20 protein-coding genes and 1 pseudogene are annotated in these 25,550 nt (G+C 72.4%); 9 read left to right on the forward strand and 12 right to left on the reverse strand.

The genetic code is table 11. The annotated features are described in order from the left end of the window. The first annotated feature begins 323 nt into the window (after positions 1 to 323). Positions 324 to 989, forward strand: coding sequence for a class F sortase (locus ACP4J0_RS19735; protein ID WP_426599988.1), 666 nt, complete (start codon positions 324 to 326; stop codon positions 987 to 989). A 31-nt stretch (positions 990 to 1,020) separates the two neighbouring features. On the opposite strand, the gene ACP4J0_RS19740 is transcribed toward ACP4J0_RS19735, so the two are convergent. Continuing rightward, positions 1,021 to 1,857: a polysaccharide deacetylase family protein gene (locus tag ACP4J0_RS19740; protein ID WP_426599989.1), complete on the reverse strand. Its 837-nt coding sequence runs from the start codon at positions 1,855 to 1,857 to the stop codon at positions 1,021 to 1,023. A gap of 109 nt (positions 1,858 to 1,966) precedes the next feature. Here ACP4J0_RS19740 and ACP4J0_RS19745 point away from each other — a divergent pair, with 109 nt between their 5' ends. Both ACP4J0_RS19745 and ACP4J0_RS19750 read left to right on the forward strand, forming a co-directional pair. Beyond that, positions 1,967 to 2,428, forward strand: a complete 462-nt coding sequence (locus tag ACP4J0_RS19745) for a universal stress protein (protein ID WP_426599990.1) — start codon at positions 1,967 to 1,969, stop codon at positions 2,426 to 2,428. A gap of 101 nt (positions 2,429 to 2,529) precedes the next feature. Continuing rightward, positions 2,530 to 3,942 carry an amino acid permease gene (locus tag ACP4J0_RS19750; protein ID WP_426600028.1) on the forward strand — a complete coding sequence of 471 codons (1,413 nt, stop codon included), beginning with the start codon at positions 2,530 to 2,532 and terminating at the stop codon, positions 3,940 to 3,942. On the opposite strand, the gene ACP4J0_RS19755 is transcribed toward ACP4J0_RS19750, so the two are convergent. Beyond that, positions 3,939 to 4,757 carry an alpha/beta fold hydrolase gene (locus ACP4J0_RS19755; protein ID WP_426599991.1) on the reverse strand — a complete coding sequence of 273 codons (819 nt, stop codon included), beginning with the start codon at positions 4,755 to 4,757 and terminating at the stop codon, positions 3,939 to 3,941. The genes ACP4J0_RS19750 and ACP4J0_RS19755 overlap by 4 nt on opposite strands. 57 nt (positions 4,758 to 4,814) lie before the next feature. Here ACP4J0_RS19755 and ACP4J0_RS19760 point away from each other — a divergent pair, with 57 nt between their 5' ends. Next, positions 4,815 to 5,288: a MarR family winged helix-turn-helix transcriptional regulator gene (locus ACP4J0_RS19760; protein WP_426599992.1), complete on the forward strand. Its 474-nt coding sequence runs from the start codon at positions 4,815 to 4,817 to the stop codon at positions 5,286 to 5,288. Between the two features lie 141 nt (positions 5,289 to 5,429). Here ACP4J0_RS19760 and ACP4J0_RS19765 read toward each other — a convergent pair whose 3' ends face one another. Continuing rightward, positions 5,430 to 6,584, reverse strand: coding sequence for a CapA family protein (locus tag ACP4J0_RS19765; RefSeq protein WP_426599993.1), 1,155 nt, complete (start codon positions 6,582 to 6,584; stop codon positions 5,430 to 5,432). A 297-nt stretch (positions 6,585 to 6,881) separates the two neighbouring features. Here ACP4J0_RS19765 and ACP4J0_RS19770 point away from each other — a divergent pair, with 297 nt between their 5' ends. The 3 genes from ACP4J0_RS19770 to ACP4J0_RS19780 all read left to right on the forward strand — a co-directional run bounded on the left by ACP4J0_RS19770 (position 6,882) and on the right by ACP4J0_RS19780 (position 8,935). Continuing rightward, positions 6,882 to 7,436, forward strand: coding sequence for a sigma-70 family RNA polymerase sigma factor (locus ACP4J0_RS19770; RefSeq protein WP_426599994.1), 555 nt, complete (start codon positions 6,882 to 6,884; stop codon positions 7,434 to 7,436). A gap of 141 nt (positions 7,437 to 7,577) precedes the next feature. Beyond that, the gene (locus ACP4J0_RS19775) at positions 7,578 to 8,093 is read left to right on the forward strand and encodes a hypothetical protein (protein ID WP_426599995.1); all 516 of its coding nucleotides are present in this window, start codon (positions 7,578 to 7,580) and stop codon (positions 8,091 to 8,093) included. 191 nt (positions 8,094 to 8,284) lie between these two features. Beyond that, positions 8,285 to 8,935 (forward strand): zf-HC2 domain-containing protein, encoded by a 651-nt coding sequence (locus ACP4J0_RS19780; RefSeq protein WP_426599996.1) that lies wholly within the window; start codon positions 8,285 to 8,287, stop codon positions 8,933 to 8,935. A gap of 38 nt (positions 8,936 to 8,973) precedes the next feature. On the opposite strand, the gene ACP4J0_RS19785 is transcribed toward ACP4J0_RS19780, so the two are convergent. After that, positions 8,974 to 9,837, reverse strand: a complete 864-nt coding sequence (locus ACP4J0_RS19785) for an Fpg/Nei family DNA glycosylase (protein ID WP_426599997.1) — start codon at positions 9,835 to 9,837, stop codon at positions 8,974 to 8,976. A gap of 41 nt (positions 9,838 to 9,878) precedes the next feature. Next, entirely contained in the window at positions 9,879 to 11,969 is a 2,091-nt protein-coding gene (locus ACP4J0_RS19790) for a SpoIIE family protein phosphatase (RefSeq protein WP_426599998.1), read from the reverse strand. A 123-nt stretch (positions 11,970 to 12,092) separates the two neighbouring features. Here ACP4J0_RS19790 and ACP4J0_RS19795 point away from each other — a divergent pair, with 123 nt between their 5' ends. After that, positions 12,093 to 13,514, forward strand: coding sequence for a lipase maturation factor family protein (locus ACP4J0_RS19795; protein WP_426599999.1), 1,422 nt, complete (start codon positions 12,093 to 12,095; stop codon positions 13,512 to 13,514). Between the two features lie 48 nt (positions 13,515 to 13,562). Here ACP4J0_RS19795 and ACP4J0_RS19800 read toward each other — a convergent pair whose 3' ends face one another. The 3 genes from ACP4J0_RS19800 to ACP4J0_RS19810 form a co-directional block, all read right to left on the reverse strand. After that, a complete protein-coding gene (locus ACP4J0_RS19800) occupies positions 13,563 to 16,586 on the reverse strand; it encodes an alpha-mannosidase (RefSeq protein ID WP_426600000.1) in 3,024 nt (1,007 codons plus the stop codon). An 818-nt stretch (positions 16,587 to 17,404) separates the two neighbouring features. Next, complete coding sequence (locus tag ACP4J0_RS19805) at positions 17,405 to 17,887, reverse strand: N-acetyltransferase family protein (RefSeq protein WP_426600001.1); 483 nt, start codon at positions 17,885 to 17,887, stop codon at positions 17,405 to 17,407. A gap of 56 nt (positions 17,888 to 17,943) precedes the next feature. Continuing rightward, complete coding sequence (locus ACP4J0_RS19810; protein ID WP_426600002.1) at positions 17,944 to 18,120, reverse strand: hypothetical protein; 177 nt, start codon at positions 18,118 to 18,120, stop codon at positions 17,944 to 17,946. 473 nt (positions 18,121 to 18,593) lie between these two features. Here ACP4J0_RS19810 and ACP4J0_RS19815 point away from each other — a divergent pair, with 473 nt between their 5' ends. Next, positions 18,594 to 19,049, forward strand: a complete 456-nt coding sequence (locus ACP4J0_RS19815) for a hypothetical protein (protein WP_426600003.1) — start codon at positions 18,594 to 18,596, stop codon at positions 19,047 to 19,049. Between the two features lie 335 nt (positions 19,050 to 19,384). Here ACP4J0_RS19815 and ACP4J0_RS19820 read toward each other — a convergent pair whose 3' ends face one another. From ACP4J0_RS19820 to ACP4J0_RS19835, 4 genes and pseudogenes are all read right to left on the reverse strand, one after another. Further along, the gene (locus ACP4J0_RS19820; protein ID WP_426600004.1) at positions 19,385 to 20,902 is read right to left on the reverse strand and encodes an SDR family NAD(P)-dependent oxidoreductase; all 1,518 of its coding nucleotides are present in this window, start codon (positions 20,900 to 20,902) and stop codon (positions 19,385 to 19,387) included. A 104-nt stretch (positions 20,903 to 21,006) separates the two neighbouring features. Beyond that, positions 21,007 to 22,347, reverse strand: a complete 1,341-nt coding sequence (locus ACP4J0_RS19825) for a wax ester/triacylglycerol synthase family O-acyltransferase (RefSeq protein WP_426600005.1) — start codon at positions 22,345 to 22,347, stop codon at positions 21,007 to 21,009. 148 nt (positions 22,348 to 22,495) lie between these two features. Next, positions 22,496 to 22,832, reverse strand: a pseudogene (locus tag ACP4J0_RS19830) (hypothetical protein). A gap of 83 nt (positions 22,833 to 22,915) precedes the next feature. Beyond that, positions 22,916 to 25,531 carry a PA14 domain-containing protein gene (locus ACP4J0_RS19835; RefSeq protein WP_426600006.1) on the reverse strand — a complete coding sequence of 872 codons (2,616 nt, stop codon included), beginning with the start codon at positions 25,529 to 25,531 and terminating at the stop codon, positions 22,916 to 22,918. Between the last annotated feature and the right edge of the window lie 19 nt (positions 25,532 to 25,550).

The following is a 25,550-nucleotide window of genomic DNA, read 5'->3' on the forward strand; positions in this document are numbered from 1 at the left end:
CGCGGAAGACGCCCCGGGTCCCGTCCCCGGTCGATCGGCGAGAAAGCGCCTCCCAGAAAGACCCTCAGTTGCCTTGCGCCGCACCGCATTTCGGGAATGGTCCGTCCTGGTGAGGGGGCGTGCCGGGCGGGTGGCGCACGAGTGGATAACGCCGCAGGTCACGGACCGTCAGACAGGTCCTTCCGGGGAAATCCCGGATGGCTCACGGAAGGGCGTCCGCGCCACCCGTTCGCCGCCGCCCCGTCGCCGGTCGGGCGCACGGCGCTTAGCGTGCTCGTATGCGCACGAGACACGGCGACGGCCGGGTCGAGAGGGGATGACGAATGGATGCGTCCGAGTGGGCCGAAGAGGAGGAGCGGCAGAGGAAGCGCGCTCCCTGGGGCGTGATAGCGCTTGTTCTGCTGACCGGACTCGCGCTCATCCGGAACGGTTCGGGGGAGTTCGACGCGGGCCCGCCGCAGCCGGCGTCGGCCGCCGCCTCGAACACCCGCGTCGCCGGTGAGGACAGCGCCGCCGCGGGCATCGCGCCGCTGCCGTACGCCGTACCCGACCGGGTCTCCGTCCCCGCCATCCACGTCGACGCGCCGATCACGCCGGTCGGTCTCGACGCGGACGGCTGGATCGACGCGCCGCCGCCCGAGGACCCGAATCTGGCCGGCTGGTTCACCGGCGCGGTCTCCCCCGGGGAAAAGGGCACCGCGGTCGTCGTCGGCCACGTGGACAACCAGCAGGGGCCTGCTGTCTTCTACGGACTCGGCGCCCTGGAAAAGGGAAACAAGGTGGAAGTGCACCGCCAGGACGGAAAGACGGCGGTCTTCGAGATCTACGGCATCGAAGTGTTCGAGAAGGACAACTTCCCCGGCGACCGGGTCTACGCGTCCAAAGGCAGCCCCGAACTGCGGGTGATCACCTGCGGCGGCGGTTTCTCGAAGCAGGACGGGTACCAGGGGAACGTCGTCGCCTTCGCCCGCATGACCGGGATTCGCTGAGCGCGTCCCGGCCCGGCGGGCGTGCCGGGCGTCAGACGTGGCGTCGCCGGGGGACGGTCAGGTGGTAACCGGAGTCCAGCAGCTCGGGCAGATAGACGCGCAGGGCGCGGACGCTCTGCGAGCGGTCGCCCCCGGCGTCGTGCGAGAGCACCACGACGCCGGGGGCGGCGCCGTCCTCGACCCGGTCGACGATGGTGCCGGTGCCGGGGGTGGTCCAGTCGAGGGTGTCCACCGTCCAGGCGAGCGGTTCCATGCCGAGTTCGGCACCGAGCTGGAAGGCGGCGCGGTTCCACGCTCCGTACGGGGCCCGGAACCAGCGGGGCGGCTCACCGTAGGCCTGTTCGACGACCTCGCTGGTCCGTTCCATCTCGGAGCGGATGCGGCGTCGGCCGAGGCGGGTCAGCAGCGGGTGGGACCACGTGTGGTTGCCGACGACGTGCCCCTCGTCGGCCATCCGGGAGAGCAGGTCCCGGTTGTAGGCCGCCATCTCGCCGCACACGAAGAACGTCGCGCGCACGCCGTACCTCGCCAGCGTGTCCAGGATGTCCGGGGTGTAGCGGGGGTCGGGTCCGTCGTCGAAGGTGAGCATCATGGTGCGTCCACGGCCCGACATGCGCAGGATAGGTTCGCTGCGCACCGGGGGACGCAGAGGTACGGCACGGGGCGCGCCGTATCCGGTCAAGGGCTGGAGGCGGTAGGCGGAGGGTCCCAGCGGCCGGTGCGCCGGAGGGCCCGGGGCGGGGGTGACCGGCCGGACCGGACCGTCCCCCGAGGTCACCGCGAGCGCACCGGCGGTGCCGGCCGCTCCCACGGCGGCGGCGCCGGCGAGCAGTGCGCGGCGCCGGGTGAGCAACTGATCCTTCTTCATGACCCATCAGTCGCCCGGCCGCGGTCCGGCGCACCTGAGCAACACCGGTGCGGCGGCACGGAACCACCCGCACGGCTCAGGACCGGGACGGACCGGATAGCCTCGCCGCGTGACGGAACAGCACTCCCAGCAGTTCGAACGGGGCACGGACGGGCCGAAGGTCATCGTCGCCGGGGTCGACGGCTCCGGCTCCTCGCTCCGGGCCGCGGCCTACGCCGGCGGTCTGGCGCGGCGGCAGCACGCGCTGCTCGCCGTGGTGTACGTGCAGCCGGTGCTGGCGGCGGGGGCGGCGCTGGGGGCGCCGGTGGCGGAGACGACGGACGAGATCGCCGAGGACCTGGTGGCTCAGATCAGGGAGGCGACCGAGCGCACCAGGGGGATATTCGACGTGCGCTGGGAGTTCCACACCTTCCGCGGTGACCCCTACAGCGGGCTGGTGAAGGCGGCCGACGAACTGAAGGCGGACGCCGTGGTCGTGGGCGCCTCGGAGCAGGCCGGGCACCGGTTCGTCGGCTCCGTCGCGGTGCGGCTGGTGAAGGCGGGGCGCTGGCCCGTGACAGTGGTGCCGTAGCGCCCTTCGGGTGGCGCGTTCGTCGTGGCTTCCGGCACGGGCGGGTGTGAGTCGTCATGATCCACCGTCAGTCGTTCGCCGTGCACGAAGAGGTGAGGCCCGTGGCCGGGTTCCGCGTGGGCGAGGGTGTTCTCCGCCGCAAACCCATCGAGCACATCGAGGACACCGAGGGCGGTGAGGGCGCCGGCCTGGTGCGGTCGCTCGGGCTGTGGCAGCTCACCGCGATCGGTGTGGGCGGCATCATCGGGGCGGGCATCTTCACCCTGGCCGGCACGGTCGCGGGCGGCACCGCGGGGCCGGCGGTCCTCGTCTCCTTCCTCGTCGCGGGCGTCGCGAGCGCGGCGGCCGCGCTGTCGTACGCCGAGTTCGCCGGGCTGATCCCGAAGGCGGGCTCCGCCTACACCTACGGCTACGCCGTCCTCGGTGAGCTGGTGGGGTGGTTCATCGGCTGGGACCTGCTGCTGGAGTACACGGCGATCGTGGCGGTGGTCGCGATCGGCATCTCCGGCTACTTCAGCTTCCTGGTCGGTGAGATGGGCGCCGACCTGCCGGACTGGATGCTGGGCGCGCCCGGCACCGGCGACGGCCACCGGGTCGACCTCTTCGCGGCGGTGCTGTGCCTGCTGATCGCGTACCTGCTGACTCTCGGCATCAGGAACGCGGCCCGCTTCGAGATGGTCGTGGTCGTGCTGAAGGTGCTGGTGGTGCTGCTGGTGATCGGGGTCGGCGTCTTCCACATCGACGCCTCGAACTACCACCCGTTCTTCCCGTTCGGGGTCGGCGGGGCGTTCACCGGCGCGGCGACGGTGTTCTTCGCAGTCTTCGGCTACGACGCCATGTCGACGGCGGCCGAGGAGTCGAAGGACGCCCAGCGGCACATGCCGAAGGCGATCGTCTACTCGCTGATCATCTCGATGGTGCTGTACGTGGCGGCCTGCCTGGTGCTGACCGGCATGCAGGACTACGAGGACATCGACCCGGAGAGCGGCTTCTCGACGGCGTTCAAGTCGGTGGGGCTGGGCTCGCTGGCCGACGTCATCGCGGTGGGCGCCATCATCGGCATCCTCACGGTGATGTTCACGTTCATGCTGGGCGTCACCCGGGTGTGGTTCAGCATGAGCCGGGACGGGCTGCTGCCCAGGTGGTTCGCCAAGACCCACCCCACGCGGCACGTGCCGACCCGGGTCACCTGGATCGTCGGGGTCGCCTCGGCCGCGCTCGCCGGGTTCCTGCCGATCGGCGAGGCGGCCGAGCTGACCAACATCGGCATCCTGCTGGCGTTCGTGGTGGTGTGCGCGGCGGTGATCGTGCTGCGTTACCGGCAGCCGGACCTGCCGCGCACCTTCCGTACGCCGTTCATGCCGGTCGTGCCGGCGGTGGGGATCGCCTTCTCGATCTGGCTGATCACGTTCCTGCAGTGGCAGACCTGGGCGCGGTTCGCCGTGTGGTTCGCGGTCGGCCTGGTGATCTACTTCGCGTACTCCTACCGCAAGTCGGAGCTGGCGCGCCGTTAGAGGCCGCGGAGGAAGCCGGCGACGATCTCGCCGAAGACCTCGGGCTTCTCCATGTTCGGGTAGTGCGCGGTGCCTTCGACGGTGACGGAGCGGCCGTCCGGGACCGTACGGGCGAGCCGTTCCGCCTCGGCGATCAGGTCGGGCGCGTCCAGGTCGCCGTTGACGGTGAGGACCGGAACGTCGATCTTCGGGACCCGGGCCCAGGTGTCGGTCAGGGGCACGTGGTGGTTCTCCTCGTCCGGGGTGTGCTTGGAGAGGGTGCCGAAGGCCATCTCCCGCAGCCGGCGCGGGATGTCCGGGTCGATGTCGCCGAGGGTGCGGGACTCCCCGGCCACGAAGCGCAGGAACGCGGTGAGCCAGCCCTCGACGTCGCCCGCGGCCAGTGCGTCGGCCTGCTCGGCCTGCACCCGGCGCACCCACGGGTCGGTGTACTCGAACTCGCTGGTGGCCGCGCCGACGGCCACCACCGCGCGGACCAGCTCCGGATACTCCAGCACCGTGTCGGTGGCGATGGCGCCGCCCATCGACACACCGACGAGCACCGCGGGGCCGGCGTCGAGGTGGCGCAGCAGGCCGGCCAGGTCGTCGGCCCACCGGAACGGCTCGGTCGCGTTGGCCGAGGCTCCGTGGCCGCGGACGTCGGGGGCGATCACGCGGTACCCGGCGGCGGCGAGGGTCGGAATCTGGGCGTCGAAGACCCGGTGGTCCGCGAACCCGGAGTGCAGCAGGACGACCAGGTCCCCGGCACCGGTGTCGCGGTAGGCGAGGTCGCCGTCGGCGGAGTGGAAGAAGCGCAGATCCGAAGCAGCAGTCATGACAACCAAGGTGTCATGACCGGTCGATTTTGGCAACCAGGGTGTCATGATGGCGGGATGAAGGACATCGACGCACCACTCCCCCCGGACGCTCTCGCCCGGCGCCTCACCGAGGTGTACGACCTGGTCGGCCCCCTCTACCGGCGCGCGCAGCGCAGCGTCGAGCAGGGCCTGACCACCGACGGCCTGTCCGTCGGCGTCCGGGCCGTGCTGACTCTGCTGCACCGCAACGGGCCGATGACCGTGCCGCAGATGGGCCGGGCACAGTCGATCAGCCGTCAGTTCGTGCAGCGGATGGTGAACGACGCCGCCGGCCGGAGCCTGGTGGAGAGCGTCCCGAACCCGGCGCACCGGCGGTCGTCGCTGATCCGGCTCACGGACGAGGGCCGGGCGGCGATCACCGGTGTCCTCGACCGGGAGCACCTGCTGTTGCGCGAGGTCGGCGGGAACCTCACGGACACCGACGTCGCCACGTGCCTGCGGGTGCTCGGGGCCATGCTGACGGCCCTCGACCACGTGGACGACGCCTGACCCGCGCGGACATCTCCCCGCCCGCGCGGATGCCACCCGACCCGCACAGACGCCTCCCGACCCCCACAGACGCCGCCCGCCCCACGCGGGCGCCACCCGACCCCCACAGACACCACCCGCCCCACGCGGACGCCACCCGGTCTACTCCCCCATCACCAGCCCGTCCTCGGCCGCGCCCCGGCTGAGTACGACGTCGCGGATGCGGTCGCGCACGGCCCGCACGTCGGCGCCCTCCTTCAGCGCGCGGTTGAGGTTCACCACCCGGCCGGCGTCGACGTCGAACAGCTGCGGGACGAACTCGGCCCTGGTCACCCGCCAGCGTTCGCCGGGCCGGGCGGGCGGGGCGAAGGTGAAGCGGCCGATGGTCGACTGGTTGCCGCGCGGATCGCGGACGCCCTCGTCGTTGATCATCTCGCCCGCGATCTGATCGCCCATCCCGTAGATCACCCAGGTGCCGTTGACCTTCTCGTACGCCTGCGGGACATGGGCGTGGGTGCCGAGGATCAGGTCGATGTCGGGACGGTCGCCGCTGCGTGCGGCGGTCAGGCTCCGGGCCAGGTCCAACTGGTCCCGGTCGGGCTCGTCCTGCCATTCCGTACCCCAGTGCAGGGACACGACGACGATGTCCGCGCCGGACTCCCGGGCGGCCCGGGAGTCCGTGACGATCCGCTCCTCGTCGATCATGCCGACCGCCCAGGGCTGCCCCTCGGGAATCGGGTGACCGTTGGTGTGGAGGGTATAGGCGAGGTGGGCGACCTCGGCCCGGCCCGCGCGCAGGACCGTCACGGTGCGCGCCTCGGCCTCGGTGCGCGCCGTCCCGGCGTGCCGTACGCCGGCGCGGTCGAGGGCGTCCAGGGTGCGGCGGATGCCGTCGGCGCCGTCGTCGACGCTGTGGTTGGAGGCGGTGGAGCAGCCGTCGTAGCCGGTGGCGGCCAGTGCCTCGGCCACCTCGGGCGGGGACTTGAAGAGGGGGTAGCCGCTGTAGTGGCCGGGCGCGCCGTACACGGTCTCCATGTGGCACAGGGCGAGGTCGGCGCGCGAGACGACGGGTTCGGCACCGGCGAGCATCGGGCGGAAGTCGTAGCCGGTGCCGCCCGCGTCGAAGCGCGCCCGCTCGATGATCGAGTCGTGCGGCAGTACGTCGCCGGAGGCGACCAGGGTGAAGACGCCGGTGTCCGCGGCGGACGGGGCCGGGGCCGGTCGTCTCGGCGGTTCGTGGTCGCGGGCCTGACAGGCGGCGCCCGCGGTGAGGAGGGCGGTCAGGGCCAGGGCCACCAGCCGACTGCGTGTGATCATCCGTTCACTCCGCTGTGGTCGCTCACACCAATGAAAAGTCACATTTACTTACAAATAGATAAGGAGGCCGTCTCGTCACGGACGGCTCCGACACGCTCATTAGCCCGTCCGGCGTGCGTGAAGGGGGCGCGCACACGGTTCGAACGGGGCGCGCCGGCAGTACGAACGGGGCGCGCCGCCGGTGCGTACGGGACGCGCCGACCGTTCGTCGAACCGTTCGTCGACGCGATCGACCGTCCGTCGCACGCCCGTGCGCGCGCCCTGTCCCCGGGCGGCGCCCTGGGGTGCCATACGGCCATGACGGCCGGAATCACCCTCATGGACAGGACGAACGGGACGACCGCCGAGCACGAGCTCGCCGCACTGCAGCGCGAGCACGGCCGGCCGCTCTTCGCGCTGCTGCTGCGGCTCAGCGACGGCGACCGGCAACGTGCCGAGGACCTCGTACAGGAGACCCTGGTCCGCGCCTGGCAGCACCCCGAGGCCCTGCGCGCCCACGACTTCGACTCGGTTCGGCCCTGGCTGCTCACCGTGGCCCGGCGCCTCGCGATCGACGCGCGCCGGGCCCGGCAGGCACGGCCCGCCGAGGTCGGTGACGCCGTACTGGAGAACGCCCGGGTCTGCGCCGATCACGCCGAACGGGCCGCCGCGGCCCTGGACGTGCGCGAGGCTGTGAAGACTCTCACTCCGGAGCACCGTGAAGTCCTGGTGCTGGTGTACTTCCAGGGGGCGAGTGTGGCGGAAGCCGCGGCAGCCCTGGGCATCCCGCCCGGTACCGTGAAGTCCCGCGCGTACTACGCGCTGCGCGCCCTGCGCAGGGTGCTACCGGGATACGCCGCCGACCTGCGGTGAAACCGAAGGCAGAGTCAAGCCTTCGCAAAGCGCCTTGCCCTGGACCCCGGTTGGGTAATCGGCTGTCCTCATCCGTGTTTCGGACGGGGGCCCATGACCCGGATCGGGCGACGCGCACGCACCGGAGGAAGGCAGGAAGGGATGCTGCACAGAGGTCAAGAGAGCACGGACGGCGCCGGAAGAGGCGAACTGGCCGTGCCGATGGCGTGGTTCTACGCCGAATACATCGCCGACGAGCTGCTGCGGACCGGTGACCTGATGCCGCCGACGTCCTTCGAGTTCCGCGCCGGACGCGACGCCCTGGCGCTGACCGTCTTCCTGTCCGACACCGACGACGAGCTCAGCGGCATCCGGGTCATCACCCATCTGGAGACCTGGCTGTCACTGACCGCCTACGACCAGCCGTGGCACGAGTGGGTGCGGGAGCGCCTGACCGAGGCCACGGCCGACGCGGTCGCCGCCGGCCGGCACTCGCCGGACCTGGAACTGGCACGGACGGCCTGGCGCTGGCTGGAGGAGACCGAGCTGCTCGCCCCGGACCTGAACGCGGTGCCCGGCGGTGCGCCGGTGACCGGGGAGGACGAGGGACCGAAGGTGTGGACGCCGGCCTGGCAGCTGGGGCTGCCCCTCGGCCATCTCGCCATTCACCTCTTCTAGCCGCCCCGGCCGGTCTCCCCCGGAGCCCGGCCGGTTCACGGACGGTTCCGCGACCGGACCGGTCCGCGGGCCCGGCCGCGTCGGCCCCTCGGTCTCGATTCTGTCCGTGGCTTGAGTGATTCGGCCGTCCGGTGCGTACGGGTGGGAGCAAGGAGCAGCCCCACCCGCACCCAACAGCACGAGGATTCGGCATGAGGTCCCTGGGAAGGCATCGTGACGTCGGCGCCTACGCGCTCGGCGTGCTGGACGAGGCGGACGCGTTCCGCTTCGAGGACCACCTCGTCGAGTGCCACCGGTGCGCGGCGCGGCTGACCGAATTCGGCCCCGCCGCCCGTCAGCTGATGCTGTACCGGCAGGCGACGCCCCGCCTCGTCCACCCCATGGCCGGGCCCGGCACCGGGCTCCTCGACCGGCTGCTGTCCGAGGTGGCGGCACGTCACCGGGCCGGCCGCAGACGGGTGCTGTACGCCGTGACCGCCGCGGTCGTGGGTGCCGTGGCCGGCCCCGGTGTCGTGATCCACGCGAGCCAGGCCGACACGGCGGTGCGGGTCGACGCGACCGACGTGCGCACCGGGGTGTGGGCGCAGGTCACGACCGAGGACGAGGCCTGGGGCACCGGCGTGGAGCTCGAGGTCAGGGACGGGGCGGGCCCGCGCTCCTGCCGGCTGGTCGCCGTCGGCCGCGACGGCACGGAGCAGACGGTCACCAGCTGGAACGTCCCCGGCCACGAGACCCGGCCGAGCATCATGCACGGCGGGGCCGCCCTGCGTCCCGACCAGATCGCCCGCTACGAGGTGCGGACCACGGACGGGAAGCGCCTCGTGACCCTGCCCACCGGATGACCGCTCGACGACCGACCGGCGGCCCGCCACCTGAGCAGCTACTTGAGCAGCCGGGACAGCCTCCGGTCCGCCAGCGGCTTGCCGCCGGTCTGGCAGGTCGGACAGTACTGGAGCGAGGAGTCGCTGAAGGACACCTCCCGCACGGTGTCGCCGCACACCGGGCAGGGTTCGCCGGTGCGGCCGTGGACGCGCAGGCCGCTCTTCTTCTCGGCCTTCAGCCGGCCGGCCGCGATGCCCCGCGAGCGTTCGACCGCCTCGGTGAGCGTCGTGCGCAGGGCCGCGTACAGCAGTGCGGTCTCCTCGTCGGTGAGCGACGCGGCCAGTTTGAACGGGGACATCTTCGCCGCGTGCAGAATCTCGTCACTGTAGGCGTTCCCCACGCCCGCGATGAGGCTCTGGTCGCGCAGGGCTCCCTTGAGCTGCCGTCGCTCGCCGTCGAGGAGGGCGGCGAAGCGCGCCTCGTCGAAGTCGTCGGCGAGCGGGTCGGGCCCGAGCCGGGCCACGCCCGGCACCTCCTGCGGGTCGGCCACGACGTACACGGCGAGCCGCTTCTGGGTGCCGGCCTCCGTCAGGTCGAAGCCGGCACCGGTCTCCAGGGCGACGCGCAGGGCCAGGGGCCCCTTGCCGGGGCGCGGAAGGCCGCCGGGGAGGGCGTCCCTCCAGTGCAGCCAGCCGGCTCGGGCCAGGTGGGTCACCAGGTGCGGGCCCCCGGCGGTCTCGACGTCGAGGAACTTGCCGTGGCGATGCACGGCGGCCACCTGGTGGCCCTCCAGGGCGGTGAGCGGAGGGTCGTACGTCTTCAGGACGCTGATCGCCACGGGCAGCACACGGACGATCTCGCGGCCGGCGAGATGCTCGGTCAGGAAGTCCCTGAGCGCCTCGACCTCGGGCAGTTCGGGCATACGTCCAGGGTGCCACCGGGGCTCCGGAGCGCCAGTGGGGTTCAGCCCGCCCGGTGGGACACCAGGAACTCGGACCACACGCACTTGCCGCCGCCGCGCGCCTCCACCCCCCACCCGTCGGCGAGCGCCTCGACCAGGAGCAGCCCCCGTCCGGAGACACCGGAGTCCCCGGCCTCGCGGCGGCGCGGCAGGGCGCTGGAGGTGTCCTCGACCTCGACCCGCAGCCGGCGGTCGGTGCCGGTGAGCAGCCGCAGGGTGACGATCGCGGAGCCCTCGGTGTGCATGAGGGCGTTGGTGACCAGCTCGTCGGCGACCAGTTCGATCTCGTCGCTCTGGTCCCCGGCGCCCCAGGACCGGACCGCGGCGCGGATCATGTGCCGGGCTTCGGTGAGGGCCTCGGGATCGCCCGGGGAGACATGCTGCTGGAGTCGGCCGAAGGTGCGGGGAGCGCCCGTCCCGTGGCGGTGCAGCAGGAGCAGCGCCACGTCGTCGTCGCCGCGGCGCTCCTCGGCCACGTCGATGAGCCGGTCGGCCAGGTCGCTCACGTCCTTCGGCCCGGAGGCGACCAGCCCCGTGAGGATCTCCGTTCCCTCGTCGAGGTCGGCGCCGGGCTGCTCGACCAGACCGTCGGTGCACAGCAGCAGGGTGCTGCCCGGGTCCAGCTCGACGGTGGCGACCGGGTAGGCGAGGCGCCCGAACTCGGCGGACAGGCCGAGCGGCAGCCCGCCCTCGACGGGGACGCGGCGGCAGGAGCCGTCGCCGTACCGCAGCAGTGGGTCGATGTGGCCGGCGCGGACCACCTGGACCACTCCGGTGGCCAGGTCGGCCTCCGCGTACAGGCAGGTCGCGAAGCGGTCGGTGTCGAGTTCGTGGAGGAAGACGGAGGCGCGCGCCATCACCGTGGCCGGGGGATGGCCCTCGGCGGCGTAGGCGCGCAGCACGATGCGCAGCTGGCCCATGACGGCGGCGGCGTGTGTGTCGTGGCCCTGGACGTCGCCGATGACGGCGCCGACACGTCCGCCGGGCAGTGGGATCACGTCGTACCAGTCGCCGCCGATGTCGCGGCCGAGGGCGCCGCCGATGGTGGCCGCGCGGTAGCGGACGGCGACGTCGCAGCCGGGCACGCTGGGGATGGTGCGCGGCAGCATGGCCTGCTGCAGGCCCTCGGCGAGGTCCATCTCCTGCTCGTAGAGCATGGCCCGCTGGAGGCTCTGCGCGATGCCGCTGCCGAGCGCGACGAGTACGTTGCGGTCCTCCGCGGAGAAGCCGTGCCGGTCGCTGTAGAGCAGCCCGATCGCGCCGATCGGGCGGGCCTGGGCGATCAGCGGCAGGTAGGCGGCCGCGGTGATGTTGAGGTGGGTGATGTCCTTCCACAGACGGGGGTAGCGCTCCGCGAACTCCTCCGGCGACTCGATGAAGCGGGGACTGAGGGTCCGTACGGCCTCGCTCATCGGGTACGGCTCGTCGATCCGGGTGACGCGGGTGCCGGGGACGAAACTGTTGTCGGGGCCGTCGGCGACCAGCCGGATGCGGTCGGCCTCGACCAGGCCCATGACGAGGCTGGCGGCGCCGAGCCGGGTGAGGCCGTGGGTGTCCCGCAGGACGTCGATGACGTCGTCCACGGTACGGGCGTGCGCGAGCGCGGCCGTGGCGAGCTGGACGACGTTGGTGAGCCGGCGGCGGGCCTCGTCCTGTGCGGCCTGCTCGCGGCGGGCCTCGATGTCCGCGACCTCCTGGGTGGCGTCGCGGACGATGCCGATGATGCGGCGCGGCCGGCCGGTCTCGTCGCGGCGGATGTAGCCCTGGGTGCGGGTCCAGCGCAGGGTGCCGTCGCGGCAGCGCAGGCGGAAGTAGGTGCCGTAGTTCTCGCTGCCGTCCTTCATGGCCTGGGCGACCAGGGCGTCCAGGCGGCTGCCCTCCGCCGCGGGAACGCGCGCCGACAGCGACTCGGGGCGCCCGTCGTACTCCTCGGGGCGCAGGTCGAACACCTCGTAGGCCTGGGCGTCCATGTGGAAGAGTCCCGTGTCCAGGTCCCAGTCGAAGCTGCCCATGCGGTTGAGCGCCAGGATGGGGTCCGGGTGGGCGGGCCAGTCGTCCGGGAGTGGCAGGGCACTCGCTCCCCGATCAGCCATGGGCCCCACCTTGCCAGGATTCGCCTGATTCTTCGACTGCTGGTCCGCCACCGGGCCCTGCCTCCGGGAAACCTCCGGCCGGCCGGGGTACACCGAGCGTTATCGTACGAGAGGAGCGCGGCCGTGGAGTGGTTCACCGCACCCGACTACTGGCTGAGCCGGCTGGTCTTCCAGCGGGCCCTGGCCGTCGTGTACCTGGTCGCGTTCCTGACGGCGGCCCTCCAGTTCCGTGCGCTGATGGGCGAGCGCGGCCTGACGCCCGTGCCCCGGTTCGTCGAGCGGGTGCCGTTCGGACGGGCGCCGAGCCTGTTCCAGCTGCGCTACTCGGACCGTCTCTTCGCGGCCGTGGCGTGGGCGGGCTGCGCGGTGTCGGCGGCGCTGGTGGCGGGGCTGGACTCGCTGCTGCCGCTGTGGGGCGCCATGCTGCTGTGGCTGGTGCCGTGGGTCCTGTATCTGTCGATCGTCAACGTCGGGCAGACCTGGTACTCCTTCGGCTGGGAGTCGCTGCTGCTGGAGACCGGCTTCGTCGCGGTGTTCCTCGGCAACGACGAGGTGGCGCCGCCGATCGTCGTGCTGTTCCTGCTGCGCTGGCTGCTGTTCCGGGTCGAGTTCGGAGCGGGGCTGATCAAGATGCGGGGTGACGAGTGCTGGCGGAAGCTGACCTGCCTGGACCACCACCACGAGACCCAGCCGATGCCGGGCCCGCTGAGCTGGTTCTTCCACCACCTCCCGCGGCCCGCGCACCGTGTCGAGGTGGCCGCGAACCATGTCACACAGCTAGTGGTGCCCTTCCTGCTCTTCACTCCGCAGCCCGTGGCGACGGCCGCCGCGGCGCTGATGATCGTGACCCAGCTGTGGCTGGTGCTGTCGGGCAACTTCTCCTGGCTGAACTGGATCACCATCGTGCTGGCCCTGTCGGCGGTGGAGTTCCCGGCCGATCCCCCGTCCGTGGCCGCCGCGCCGCTCTGGTACGAGGTGGTGGTCCTCGCGGTGGCGGCGCTGCTGGTGTTCCTGAGCCACCGGCCGGTCCGCAACATGCTCTCCCGCGGCCAGGTGATGAACCGCTCCTTCGACTCGCTCCACCTGGTCAACACCTACGGTGCCTTCGGAACCGTCAGCCGGGTCCGCTACGAGGTGGTGGTCGAGGGGACCGCCGACGAGGTGGCCCGCGAGGACGGGGACTGGCGGGAGTACGAGTTCAAGGGCAAGCCCGGGGACCCGCGGCGCTGGCCGCGCCAGTTCGCGCCGTACCACCTGCGCCTCGACTGGCTGATGTGGTTCGCCGCGCTGTCGCCCTCGTACGCCGGGTCGTGGTTCGGCACCTTCGTGGAACGGCTGCTGGAGAACGACCGGGCGACGCTGAGGCTGCTGCGCCGCTCCCCGTTCCCGCCCGACGCGCCGCCGCGTTTCGTCCGCGCCCGGCTGTTCCGCTACCGGTACACGACGTGGCGGGAGCTGCGGGAGACGGGCGCGTGCTGGGAGCGGACGTACGTGCGGGAGTATCTGCCGCCGACCCGGCTGGCGGGAACCGCTCGGCGACCATGACGAGGACCCGGCCCGGCCCGTCGGCCGGGCCGGGTCCTCGTCGAGGCGCTACGCGCGCGTCAGCCGCAGCGTCATCAGCTGGAACGGACGCAGTCGTACGGCGATCCGGTCGCCGTCTGCTTCCACCGCGGCCTCCTCCCCGGTGAGCGGGCGTTCCAGCAGGTCGGTGACCGCCACGCCCGCGACCGGGAAACCTGCCGTCAGGGTGGCCCTCGCCCGGCCGCCGTGGGCCTCGTGGAAGCGGACCACCACGTCGCCGCTGCCGTCGTCGGCCAGCTTGACGGCGGTGACCACGACCGCGTCCCGGTCGGCCGCGATCAGCGGCGCGACCTCGCCGGCGCCCGTCACGCGCCGCTCGGGCAGGTTGATCCGCCAGCCCTCGCGCACGGCGTCGCCGATGCCCGCGCCCGGCACCAGCGCGTGCCGGAACCGGTGCACGCCCTGGTCGGTCTCGGGATCCGGAAAACGCGGGGCGCGCAGCAGGGAGACGCGGACGGTGGTGGTCGTACCGGCGTCGCCGTCGGTGCGGACGGTGCGGGTCACGTCGTGGCCGTACGTCGAGTCGTTGACGACGGCGACTCCCCAGCCGGGCTCCTCGAGGTGGACGAAGCGGTGGTTGCAGGCTTCGAACTTGGTCGCCTCCCAGCTGGTGTTGGTGTGCGTGGGCCGGTGGAAGTGCCCGAACTGGGTCTCCGACGCGTACCGCTCGGCGTGTACGTCGAGCGGGAAGGCGAGCTTGAGGAACTTCTCCGTCTCGTGCCAGTCGACCTCGGTGTCCACCTCCAGCCGCCGTTCCCCCGGTGCGAGCGTCAGCACCTGGGTGACGCGGGAGGAGCCGAAGGAGCGGACGATCCGCACCGACGCGCCGTCGTCGCCGGGGACGGCCTCGTCCGCGTCGGTGAGGTCGGTGGCCGTGTTGCGGTAGAACGCGTCGACGTCCCAGGCGTCCCACTTGTTCGGGACGTCGGGGTGGAGCTGGAGCAGGTTGCCCGCACCGCCGGGCGCGATCGTCTCGCGGTCGGCGCCGATGTCGTACGCCGAGACGACCAGCCCCCGGTCGTCGATCCCGACGCGCAGCAGACCGTTGTCCAGGACGTACCCGCCGCCCGGGCGGGGGGTGAGGACGGTGCGGCCCTCGGTGGCGGGGGTCGCGGCGGCTCCCGCCCGGACACCGGCCCGGGTGTGCGGGGCGGCGTTGAAGACCAACGGGGTGTCGCCCTCGCCGGCCAGGGCGCGCTGGGCGGCGTCGATGATCCGGTTCAGCTCGGCGGCGATCCGGTCGTAGGTCGCGCGGGCCTCGCGGTGCACCCAGGCGATGGAGGAGCCCGGCAGGATGTCGTGGAACTGGTGCAGCAGCACTGTCTTCCAGATCCGGTCCAGGTCCTCGTACGGGTAGGGGAACCCGGTGCGCACGGCGGCCGTGGCCGCCCACAGCTCGGCCTCGCGCAGCAGGTGTTCGCTGCGGCGGTTGCCCTGTTTGGTCCTGGCCTGGCTGGTGAGGGTGGCGCGGTGCAGTTCGAGGTACAGCTCGCCGACCCAGACCGGCGGCTCGGGGTTCTCGGCCTCGGCCTTCTCGAAGAAGGCGTGCGGGGTCTCCCATTCGACCGTCGCCGAGCCTTCGAGGTCGCGCAGCCGGGCCGCCTTGGCGATCATCTCGCGGGTGGTGCCGCCCCCTCCGTCACCCCAGCCGGTGGGGGCGAGGGAGTGCCGGGCGACGCCCTTGTCCTTGAAGTTGCGGGCGGCGTGCGCGATCTCGCCGCCGTTCATGGAGCAGTTGTAGGTGTCGACCGGCGGGAAGTGCGTGAAGATCCGGGTGCCGTCGATGCCCTCCCAGCGGAAGGTGTGGTGCGGGAACTTGTTCGTCTGCGACCAGGAGATCTTCTGTGTCAGCAGGTACTTGGTGCCGGCCGCCTTGATGATCTGCGGCAGTCCGGCCGCGAAGCCGAAGGTGTCCGGGAGCCACGCCTCGTCGTTCTCGACGCCGAACTCGTCGAGGAAGAACCGCTTGCCGTGCACGAACTGCCGGGCCATCGCCTCCGAGCCGGGCATGTTGGTGTCCGACTCCACCCACATGCCGCCGGCCGGCACGAACCGGCCGTCCGCGACGGCCTTCTTCACCCCGGCCCACACCTCGGGCCGGTGGTCGCGGATCCACGCCCACTGCTGGGCCTGCGACATGGCGAAGACGAAGTCCGGCTCGTCCGCCAGGAGGGCGGTCATGTTGGAGGCGGTACGGGCCACCTTGCGCACGGTCTCGCGCAGCGGCCACAGCCACGCCGAGTCGATGTGCGCGTGGCCGACGGCGCTGAGGCGGTGCGCGGAGGGGACGGCGGGGGCGGACAGTACCTCGGTGAGGCGGGAACGGGCCTCCTCCGCCGTGCCGTTGACGTCCTGGAGGTCGATGGCGTCCAGTGCCTTGTCCACGGCCCGCAGGATCTCCCAGCGGCGCGGCGATTCCACGGGCAGTTCGGCCATCAGCTCGCCGAGCACCTCCAGGTCGAGCACGAGGTGCCACACCGTCTCGTCGAGGACGGCGAGGTCCATGCGGGTGAGCGTGTACTGCGGTTCGCTGCCCGCGGTGTCCTTGTCGCCGAGCGGCGTGGGCACGAAGGGGCGGTGGCCGAACACGACGGGGTTGGAGGCGGCTTCGATGTGCAGGCGCACCTGCTCGCCGCCCTCCGCGGGAGCGGCGATCCGCACCCACTGGTTGCGCGGGTTGAGGCCCTTCACCGGGGTGCCGTCGGGCCGGTAGACCAGGCCCTCGCACTGGAAGCCGGGCATGTTCTCGTCGAAGCCGAGGTCGAGGACGGCCTCCACCGTCCGGCCGGCCCATTCCTCGGGGACGGTTCCGGTGACGCGGAACCAGCTGGTGCCCCAGGGGGCTCCCCAGCGGGCTCCCACCTCGATGGGGCGGGGGTCGGCCGCGAGTCCCTCGGCGACCGGCACGGGTTCGTCGGGCGCGTGCCACACCGCCACGTCCAGCGGCACGGACTCGGGGTACACGGCAGGGCGGACGCGCTCGTCGAGAACGCGCTCGAGGCGGGCTTCGACCAGGTCGCGGTCGTCGTGCATGCGGGACGCTCCGTGGTTGAGGGGGCGGGTGAGGACGGGGGTGCGGGGGTTACCGGGTGTGTCACGGCGGCGGGTTCCGACGTGGTGTACAGCTCCCCCACCGCACGCGGTTCGAACCGTGCGGCGCGCTCGCTCCGCTCGGGGGAAAGCCGCCGGCGAACCAGGCACGCCGGCAACGGCAGAGCCGCCGAGGGCGCGGCGGGCGCCGGGCGGACGGACACGGTGGAGGGTGCGGTGGCGTACGTCGTCACCGTGCGCGTGGTTCCAGGGCGAAGCGCGGGTCGCCGGGGGCTCGCCGCGGTGATCCGCAGGACCGTGGGCGCGGCGGGTGCTGTCGTCCAGCCGGTGCGGACGGCGAGGCCGCCGGTCCGCCTGTGCGCGGGGCCGGGCCTCTCGGCCGCGGGGAGCCGCACGCCGATCGCGTGCAGAATGCCGGACAGGCCCGGGAGCGGTACGGTCACCGGCGAGGGCCGGGAGGCCGCGCCGGCGCCTGGCGCCGTTCCCGGCCGGGTACGACGTCCTGCCCACCCCGGCGCCGGCCCACCGCTCCCCCGGGGCGGGCCCTGGCACGAGCGGGGCCGGCGGGGGGAATGGCGGCCAACTCGGCGTACTCGCCCTGCACTCCGTCCTGGAACCTGACCGGCCGGCCCGCGACGGTGGTCCCGTTCGGTCGTGCGGCACCCTGCGCCTCGGGCCCGCGCCCCCGCGCCGTACGGCTGGTGGGGCTCCCGGGGCCGGAGGCCGCGCCGCCGGAGCGTGCGGGGCGGATCGAGGCGCCGCGTCCGTGGCGGCGGCCGGCCCCGCCGGCCTGAGGGTCCCTACAGCGCGCGGTGCATGACGTGCAGGCCGACCCGCCCGTGCCGCGGGTGGTCGAAGGCGTCCGGCACCGTGCCCAGGACGGTGAAACCGAGGGAGGTCCAGAGCTTCACGGCGGGGTTGGTCTCGACGACGGCGTTGAAGACCATGCCCCGGTACCCGTCGGCCCTGGCGGCGGCCAGGACGTGTTCGGCGAGGGCCCGGCCGGTGCCCCGTCCGGCCCGGTCGGGGTCGACCATGAATCCGGCGTTCGCGATGCGTGCGGCGGGGCCGCCGTAGTTGGGGGTGACGTAGGCGGAGGCGACGACGGTGCCGGTGTCGTCCTCCGTGACGTAGACGCGTTTGGCGGGGTTCATCCACAGGGCCCGGGCGTCCTCCTCGGACGTGTCCGGGTCCCAGGCGTAGGTCTCGCCGGCCGCGACGATGCGGTGCCAGAACGGCCAGATGTGCGGCCAGTCGTCGGCCGTCGCTTCCCTGATCAGCATGGGCGCGAGTCTCGCACGCCCATGCGTCCGGCACGTCCTGAGGGTGGTGGCGCGGGTCAGTCCACGCTGGGCAGGATGTGGGGCTCGGCGAGGTCCTCCTCGTATCCCGCGAGTCGGATCGGGGCGGACCGGGCCCACACGTCGAGGCTGCCGATCTCTCCGGGCCGGCGGACCGCGCGCTCGGTGCGTTCCTCGGGGCGTTGCTCTGGACTCGTCGTCGTCTCCGGTGTCACCGCGCACTCCTTATGTGTCGGGTCACCCTCGGGGCCTGTCGGCCAGTCTCCTGTCCGGCACCCGGCGCCCGCTCGGGTGTGGGTCGAATGCAGTTCGGACGCGGTGGCGCCGGCAACTCGTGCGAGAGCAGGCCGTTGTGAACCGGCTGCCCCATGACGGACCTTGGGTGTGGGTAGTGCCCTGGTACTGCCGTCCATCCGCTCCAGATTAACCAGATGAGCGGGGGTGCGCTCTATGGGGCTCAAAACATGAGAGAAGCATTGCCCTTCGTTCCGCGCACAGTTGGCCCCAGTTCGCCCCGGTTCACCCGCTTGTGCACCGCTCACAGCTCACCCGTTCGGCCCACATCATCGACCTGACCTTCGAATGCCGTCGGCGGCGGGTCGCGCAGTTAAGTTGCCGTTGGCTGCGGCGCAAGCTCGCCATGGTCTGCTGCTGGTCGGCAACGGCTGTCTCGTGGGAGGACCGAGGCATGGAACTGCGCAGCGTCGAGGAGCTGATGGACCTGCTGTACACCTGCCGGGGCGAACGGTCCTCGGCGGAGCACGGCAGCGAGCCCGTGGACCTGCACGGACACGCACTGCGGACCGCCGCGCTGCTGCGCCGGCGCCGCCCCGCCGACAAGGAACTCCAAGTGGCCGGCCTGGTGTCGCCCGTGGGCCGGCTGTTGTGGCCCGGCAACCCGGCCGGCCGGACGGCGGACGCGGTGCGGCCGCTGCTCGGCTCACGCGTCGCCCGCCTGGTGCGCCGGCACGCCCACCCGGACGCCTGGGCCCACGACGACGACCTGGCCAGCCTGCGCCAGGCCGACGAGGAGGCCCGCACCACCGTCTTCGACGCCGGGGTGCTGGAGGACTGGCGCACGATACTCGAGCTGACGGCGGCGCGGCACTCGCGGCTCGGCGCCGTCGACTTCAGACGCCCCTGAGGGTTCGCGCGCGAGCGCGCGAGGGGCGCCCGGGATCCCGGAGGCCATGCGGTGGCCCCGACGGGCCGCGGGCGCGCGGCGGGGTCTGTACGGGATCACGTCGCGCAGTACGCGTGACCGACGCGCCGGGCACACCGGCGTTCGCCCCGACGGTGGCCGGGGGCCCGGCTGGCGGCCTCCGGATCGGACACCGTCAGCCCGTCACCACGATCACCACGGGCCGGGTGGGTGGCCCTTCGTGATCACCACGGGCCGGGTGCGTGGTCCTTCGTGATCACCACGGGCCGGGTGGTGGTCCCCGGCGATCACCATCCGGGTGCGTCAGTCCCCCGCGGTCACCACTTGCCGGGTGCGTAGTCCTTGAGGAAGACGCCGTACAGGTCCTCGCCCGCCTCGCCGCGCACGATCGGGTCGTAGACGCGGGCCGCGCCGTCGACCAGGTCGAGCGGGGCGTGGAAACCGGCGTCGGCCAGGCGCAGCTTGTCGTAGTGGGGACGCTCGTCGGTGATCCAGCCGGTGTCGACCGAGGTCATCAGGATGCCGTCGGTGTCGAACATCTCCTGGGCACTGGTCCGGGTCACCATGTTCATCGCCGCCTTGGCCGCGTTGGTGTTCGGGTGGCCCGCGCCCTTGTAGCCGCGGGCGAACACGCCCTCCATCGCGGAGACGTTGACGACATAGGCGCGCCCCGCGGGCGCCTTGCGCGCGGCCTCGGCCATCGACGACCGCAGCGCGCTGATGAGGATGAACGGCGAGGTGTAGTTGCACAACTGCGTCTCGAGCAGTTCCACCGGGGAGATCTGCTCGATGGTCTGGACCCAGGTGTTGGTGTCGACGACGTCGGGGACCAGACCGCCCGCGTCGATGGCGGTGCCCTCCCGGTGCCGGACCACACTGGCGTTGCCGGCGACCAGGGCGAGGTCGGCCACCTGCTGCGCGTCGAGCCCCGTGACACCCGCGGGCAGCGCGGCCAGTCCGTCCACCGCACCGGAGTTGAAAGCGCCGATGACGTGGTGGGCGGGGAGCTCACCGGCCGGCAGCGGGGCGCTCTCGCCCTCGACGAGCGCGGCGTACGCGGAGGGCAGGCGGCGCACGGTCTGCGTCGCGTTGTTGATCAGGATGTCGAGCGGGCCCTGCTCGGTGACCTGCTCGGCGAGGGCCACGGCCTGGGCCGGGTCGCGCAGGTCGATGCCGACGACCTCCAGGCGGTGCATCCAGTCCGCGGAGTCCTCCATCGCCTTGAAGCGGCGGATGGCGTCCTTGGGGAAGCGGGTCGTGATCGTGGTGTGCGCGCCGTCGCGCAGCAGCCGCAGCGCGATGTACATGCCGATCTTGGCCCGGCCGCCGGTGAGCAGCGCCCGCTTGCCGGTGAGGTCGGCGCGGGCGTCGCGGCGGGCCCGGTTCTCGGCGGCGCAGCTCTGGCAGAGCTGGTGGTAGAAGTAGTCGACCTCGGTGTACCGCTGCTTGCAGATGTAGCAGGAGCGGGGACGCTGGAGTATCCCCGCGATGCTGCCCTCCTCGGTGCGGGAGGAGGGCAGGAGGCCTTCGGTCTCGTCGTCGATGCGTTCGGCGGAGCCGGTGGCGGTGGCCTCGGTCACCGCCTTGTCGTGCGCGGTCTTCGCGGCCCGGCGCTCCTGGCGCCGGCGCTGCTTGACCATCCGGTAGATGTGCGAGGTGGCCCGGCGGACCCGGACGGCGTCCGGGTGGTCGACGTCGAGTCCGTCGAGTTCCTCCAGCACACTCAGGCAGACGGCGAGCCGCTCCGGGTCGATACCGGGGCCGTACCCCGCCTCGTTCCCGGGCTCCTGCGCCACCTCGTCCGTGGTCGCCGAACCGTCCTGTGTCACCGTCATCGCCGCTGCCGTTCCCTGGTCACCGTCGCGGCGCTCCGAGACGCGTCCGCTTTCGAACAGCGGATTTTATTCGGCGCCGGGGCACGGAGCCAAACCCGTCCGCCTCAGGGAGCGCAGGCGGTGAGCAATGTCTCCACCTCCTCCGCCAGGGCCAGGGCGAACCGGTCGAGGTCCGGCACCGCCTCGGCGTCGGCGACCAGGCCGTAGTGGACCTGCCCCCGGTAGGTCGAGACGGCCACCGCCATGGAGTGGCCCCGGGCCAGCGGCGCCAGCGGGTAGACCTCGGTGAGCGGGTGGCCGCCGAGCCGCAGGCCGAGGCTGGGCAGGGGGACACTGGTGACCAGGATGTCGAACCACAGACGGGCTGCCTGTCCGACCAGCGGTCCGCCGAGCCGGTGGCCGAGCGCGGGGACGTGATCGGCGAGCAGGGCGACGGCGCCGGCTCCCCGGCCGGGTCCCGCGTCCTTGTTGCGGTCCATGGCCGCGCGGACCGTGCCGAGGCGGGACAGCGGGTCGGGGTCGCCGACCGGAAGCCGTATCAGGTAGCCCGAGAGCCGGTTGCCCTGTGGGTGGGCGGCACGCGGGCGGCGTTGGGACACGGGGATCAGGGCGCGGGGCGCGACGCCCTCGCTTCCGTCGCCGCGCTCGTCCAGCCAGCGGCGCAGGGCGCCGGCGACGACCGCGATCAGGACGTCGTTGACGGTGCCGCCGACGGCCTTGCGCACGCGGTGGACGTCGTCGAGGTCGACGGCGACGCCGGCGGTGCGGCGGGTGCCGGAGGATCCGGCGGTGAGCGCGGCCGAAGAGCGCACGTCGAGGGTGGACAGGGCCGCGGCGGCGCCGATGTCGAGGGCGCGGCCCGCGTCGGACAGGGCGCCGCGCACCCTGCCCGGCAGTCCGCGCACGTCCGGCAGGAGACCGCGCGGGGGCCGCGCGGGGCGGGGCCTGGGCGCGGGAAGGTCGATCGGGTCGAGGACGCCCGCGGCGAGGGTCAGGGCCCGCAGGCCGTCGGCGAGGGCGTGGTGGAACTTGAACAGCACGGCGAAGGAGCCGCCGTCCGCGCCGGGCAGCACGTGCGCTTCCCACGGTGGCCGGCCTCGCTCCAGCGGGCGCTCCATGAGGCGGCCCGCCCGGGCGTGGAAGTCCGTCGTCGGCGCGTGCAGCCGGACGTGGTCGAGCGGGTCGAAGCCGGGGTCGGGTTCACGGGTGGCGCCACCGAACGCGAACGGCCGCCGCAGGGCGAGCGGCGGCTGCCAGGTGTCCCGGATCCGCATCCGCAGTCCGGGCACGGAGGGGGCGCGGGCGGCGAGCAGGTCCGCCGCGTGGGCGCCCGCCGTGGACGAGTGGGCCGTGAACACCCCGAGCGCGCCGAGGTGCATGGGGTGCTCGGCGGACTCGATGTTCCAGAACGCGAGGTCGAGGGGAGCGAGCGGGTCGGGAGTCAAGGGCTTGCCTCGCAAGGACGACGCATGGACGACGGATGGACAAGCAGTCAATCGCCCTCCGCCGATTACGGTCAAGTACGATCAGGCTACGCACAGTTAACAACAGATTAAAGTCCCGCCCCTGTGTGAAGGGCGGGACTCCAGGGACTCATGGGGTGTCTGCGCTCAGGTCAGGGGGTGGCGGCGCCGCCGCCGCGGGGGTTCCCCACCCGGACGGCTGCGGGCCGACCGTGGACCCGCGCGACCGGAAGGAGCGCAGGGCGTCGGCCGTCAGGCAGGTCCGGTCGTAGGCCGCGCCGTCGGTGCGTGGCGACGGGACATAGCGGTCGGTGTCTCCGAGGTGCCGGGCGCCGTGACGGTCGGGGCAGCCTCGTTCTCCGTCCCGACGAACGGGTTCACCAGGTCGGTGAGGTGCTGGTGGGCGGCTGTGCGGCCCGGGCCGCCGGGGCGGTGACCAGCGCGGACGCTGCCACCACCCCGGCCACGCACAGGCGCAGACGCCGGATGCCTCCCGTGTGCGGTGCCCTCCGGAAGGTCTGCGGTGTCGTGCGGGATGCCGTGCGCGGGCTCAGCCGGCCGGGCACCCCGCCGGGGTGGGCTGGGACGCGTCGTGGATCAGGGCCTCGTGGGCGGCCTTCACCCGCTCGACGTCCGGCTTGAGGACCTTGCGGTCGTAGGTCGTCAGGCCGTTGAGCTCGCCCTCGACGTCCGAGATCTGGGTGTAGACGGCGCCGTTGCTTCCCCGGCAGACCAGGGCGCGCACCTCGTCGAGCTTGGTGAGGTAGCCGTCGGTGTAGGCCTGGGGGTCGACGTCGACGTACGACTGCTGCACGGACCAGGCGTGTCCGGGCACCGCGAGACCGAGGCCGCCGTACTCGCCGCTGACCAGGGCGCGTTCGCCGTCCGGCGAGGGCGGCAGGGCGGGGCTCGGGTAGCCGTGCTCGTCCATGATGTCGCCGGCGCCTCCGTCGGCCCCGAGGTTCAGGCCCGACTGGTTGTTGACGAGGCGGGTCGGGTCCCAGGCCTTGGCCTGCTCGGCGACGCGCTTGATGTCGTACTGGCCCCAGCCCTCGTTGAAGGTGACCCACATGATGATCGACGGGTGGCTGATGTGTTCGTCGATCATCTCCTTCATCTCACGCTCGAACTCGGCCCGGGAGGCGGCGTTCGGGTTCACCCCCGGCGTCATCGAGGGCATGTCCTGCCACACCAGCAGACCCAGCTTGTCGGCCCAGTAGAACCAGCGGTCCGGCTCGACCTTGATGTGCTTGCGCACGGAGTTGAAGCCGAGCTGCTTGTGCAGCTTCAGGTCGTGCGCGAGGGCCTCGTCGGTGGGCGCGGTGTGCAGGCCGTCCGGCCAGAAGCCCTGGTCGAGGGTGGCCATCATGAAGACCGGTTCACCGTTGAGCATCGTGCGCGGCACGCCGTTCACCTTCTCGACGGCGATGGAACGCATCCCGAAGTAGCTCTCGACGCGGTCGTGTCCGACGGTGACCTTCAGGTCGTACAGGAACGGGTCGTCGGGCGACCACAGGCGCGGGTCGTGGATCCTCAGCGTCAGCGGCTCGCCGGTGCGTCCGCTCGCCGTGGCGACCTTGCGGTGTCCGGCATACGCCGTCGCGCGGACCCGTACACCGTCGCGCACGCCCTTCGGCTCGACGGTCAGGGTGCCCGCCTCCCCGTCGATGTGCGGGGTCAGCTTCAGCGAGTCGACGTGGTCCCGGGCGACCGGCTCCATCCAGACCGTCTGCCAGATGCCGGAGCTGGGTGTGTACCAGATGCCGCTCGGGTCCAGGCTCTGCTTGCCGACCGGCGGGTTCTCGGCGCCCCGCGCGTCGGTCGGGTCGTAGACGCCGACGATCAGCTCCTGGGTGCGGCCGGGCTTGAGCGCGTCGGTGACGTCGGCGCTGAACTTGTCGTAACCGCCCTTGTGGTCGGCGACCTTGACGCCGTTGACGTACACCTCGGACTGCCAGTCCACGGCACCGAAGTTGAGCTTGAGGCGCTGGCCGCGGCCGATGTGCCAGTCGCGGGGCACGGTGAAGGTGCGGCGGTACCACATGCGGTCCTCGTGCCGCTGGATGCCGGAGAGCTGGGACTCCACCGGGTACGGGACGAGGATGCGCTCCTTCAGGTTCTTGCCCACCGGCGGCTGCTCGCCGGCCTCGGCGGCGGCGAACTGCCAGCGGCCGTTGAGGTTCCGCCAGTCGTCGCGGGTCAGCTGCGGACGCGGGTACTCCGGGAGGGCGTTGTCCGGGCCCACCTCGTCGGCCCAGTCGGTGCGCAGCTCGTACGTGGAGTGGTTGCCGCCACTGCTCCAGAAGGCGTTGACAACGTTGCCTTCCGCATCGGTGAGGCCGCCCTCCCCGTCGTAGCGGACGTCGGCGGTGCCGGGCGCGTCGCCGTCCTTGTTGCCGACGACGGGCTGGTCGAGGGCCACGAGGAGGGCGGTGGGGTCGGCGGGGTCGACCTGGGCCTCGCCCAGGGGCCACGTGGCGCCGCCGATCACCGCTTCGAGGTGGTCGGTGAGACCGGCCGGGGCCGCGGCGAGCGGGCGGGGGAAGTCGAGCTTGAGGGTGCGGCCGGTGGACTGGACGGCGGTCGCCGTCGCGCCGTCGTAGTCGAAGCCGTCGGGCAGGCGGAACGCCGACTGCGGGACCGGCTCCTTGCTGCCACCGGGCTCGGTCCAGCGCAGGTGCAGGTTGGAGCCGCCGTAGTGCTCGAAGTACTCCAGCTTGATGTCGTAGGACTGGCCGGCCGTCAGCTCGATGGGCTCGGCGGTCTGCTCACGGTCCCAGTCGTCGACCCAGTGGTCGATGGCGAGCTGTCCGCCGATCCAGAGGCGGAAGCCGTTGTCGCCGATGACCGAGAAGGTGTGGGCACCGGTCTTCTCCGGCACCAGTTTGCCGGTCCAGCGGACGCTGACGTCGTCCGACTGCCCGGTGGCGAAGGCCAGCCGCGGCTCCAGGGTGTTGAAGTCGAGCTGCGGGTCGAAGCCGGTGGCCTTGAGTTCGTGGAAGTCGAAGGCGCCGGGGGCCGAGTGGGTGTAGTACTCGCCCTTCAGCCCGTGGATCTCCGCGGCGTCGTCGGCCGCGCTCGCGTTCGGCACGGCGGCGAGTCCGGTGACGCCGAGTGCGGCGGCGAGCAGTAGTGCCAGTCGGTCTCTGAGTCGTTTGGTGCGCACTGACCCTCTCCTCGAGAAC

It is taken from the genome of Streptomyces sp. WG7 (genome assembly GCF_049975785.1).
GTDB lineage: Bacteria > Actinomycetota > Actinomycetes > Streptomycetales > Streptomycetaceae > Streptomyces.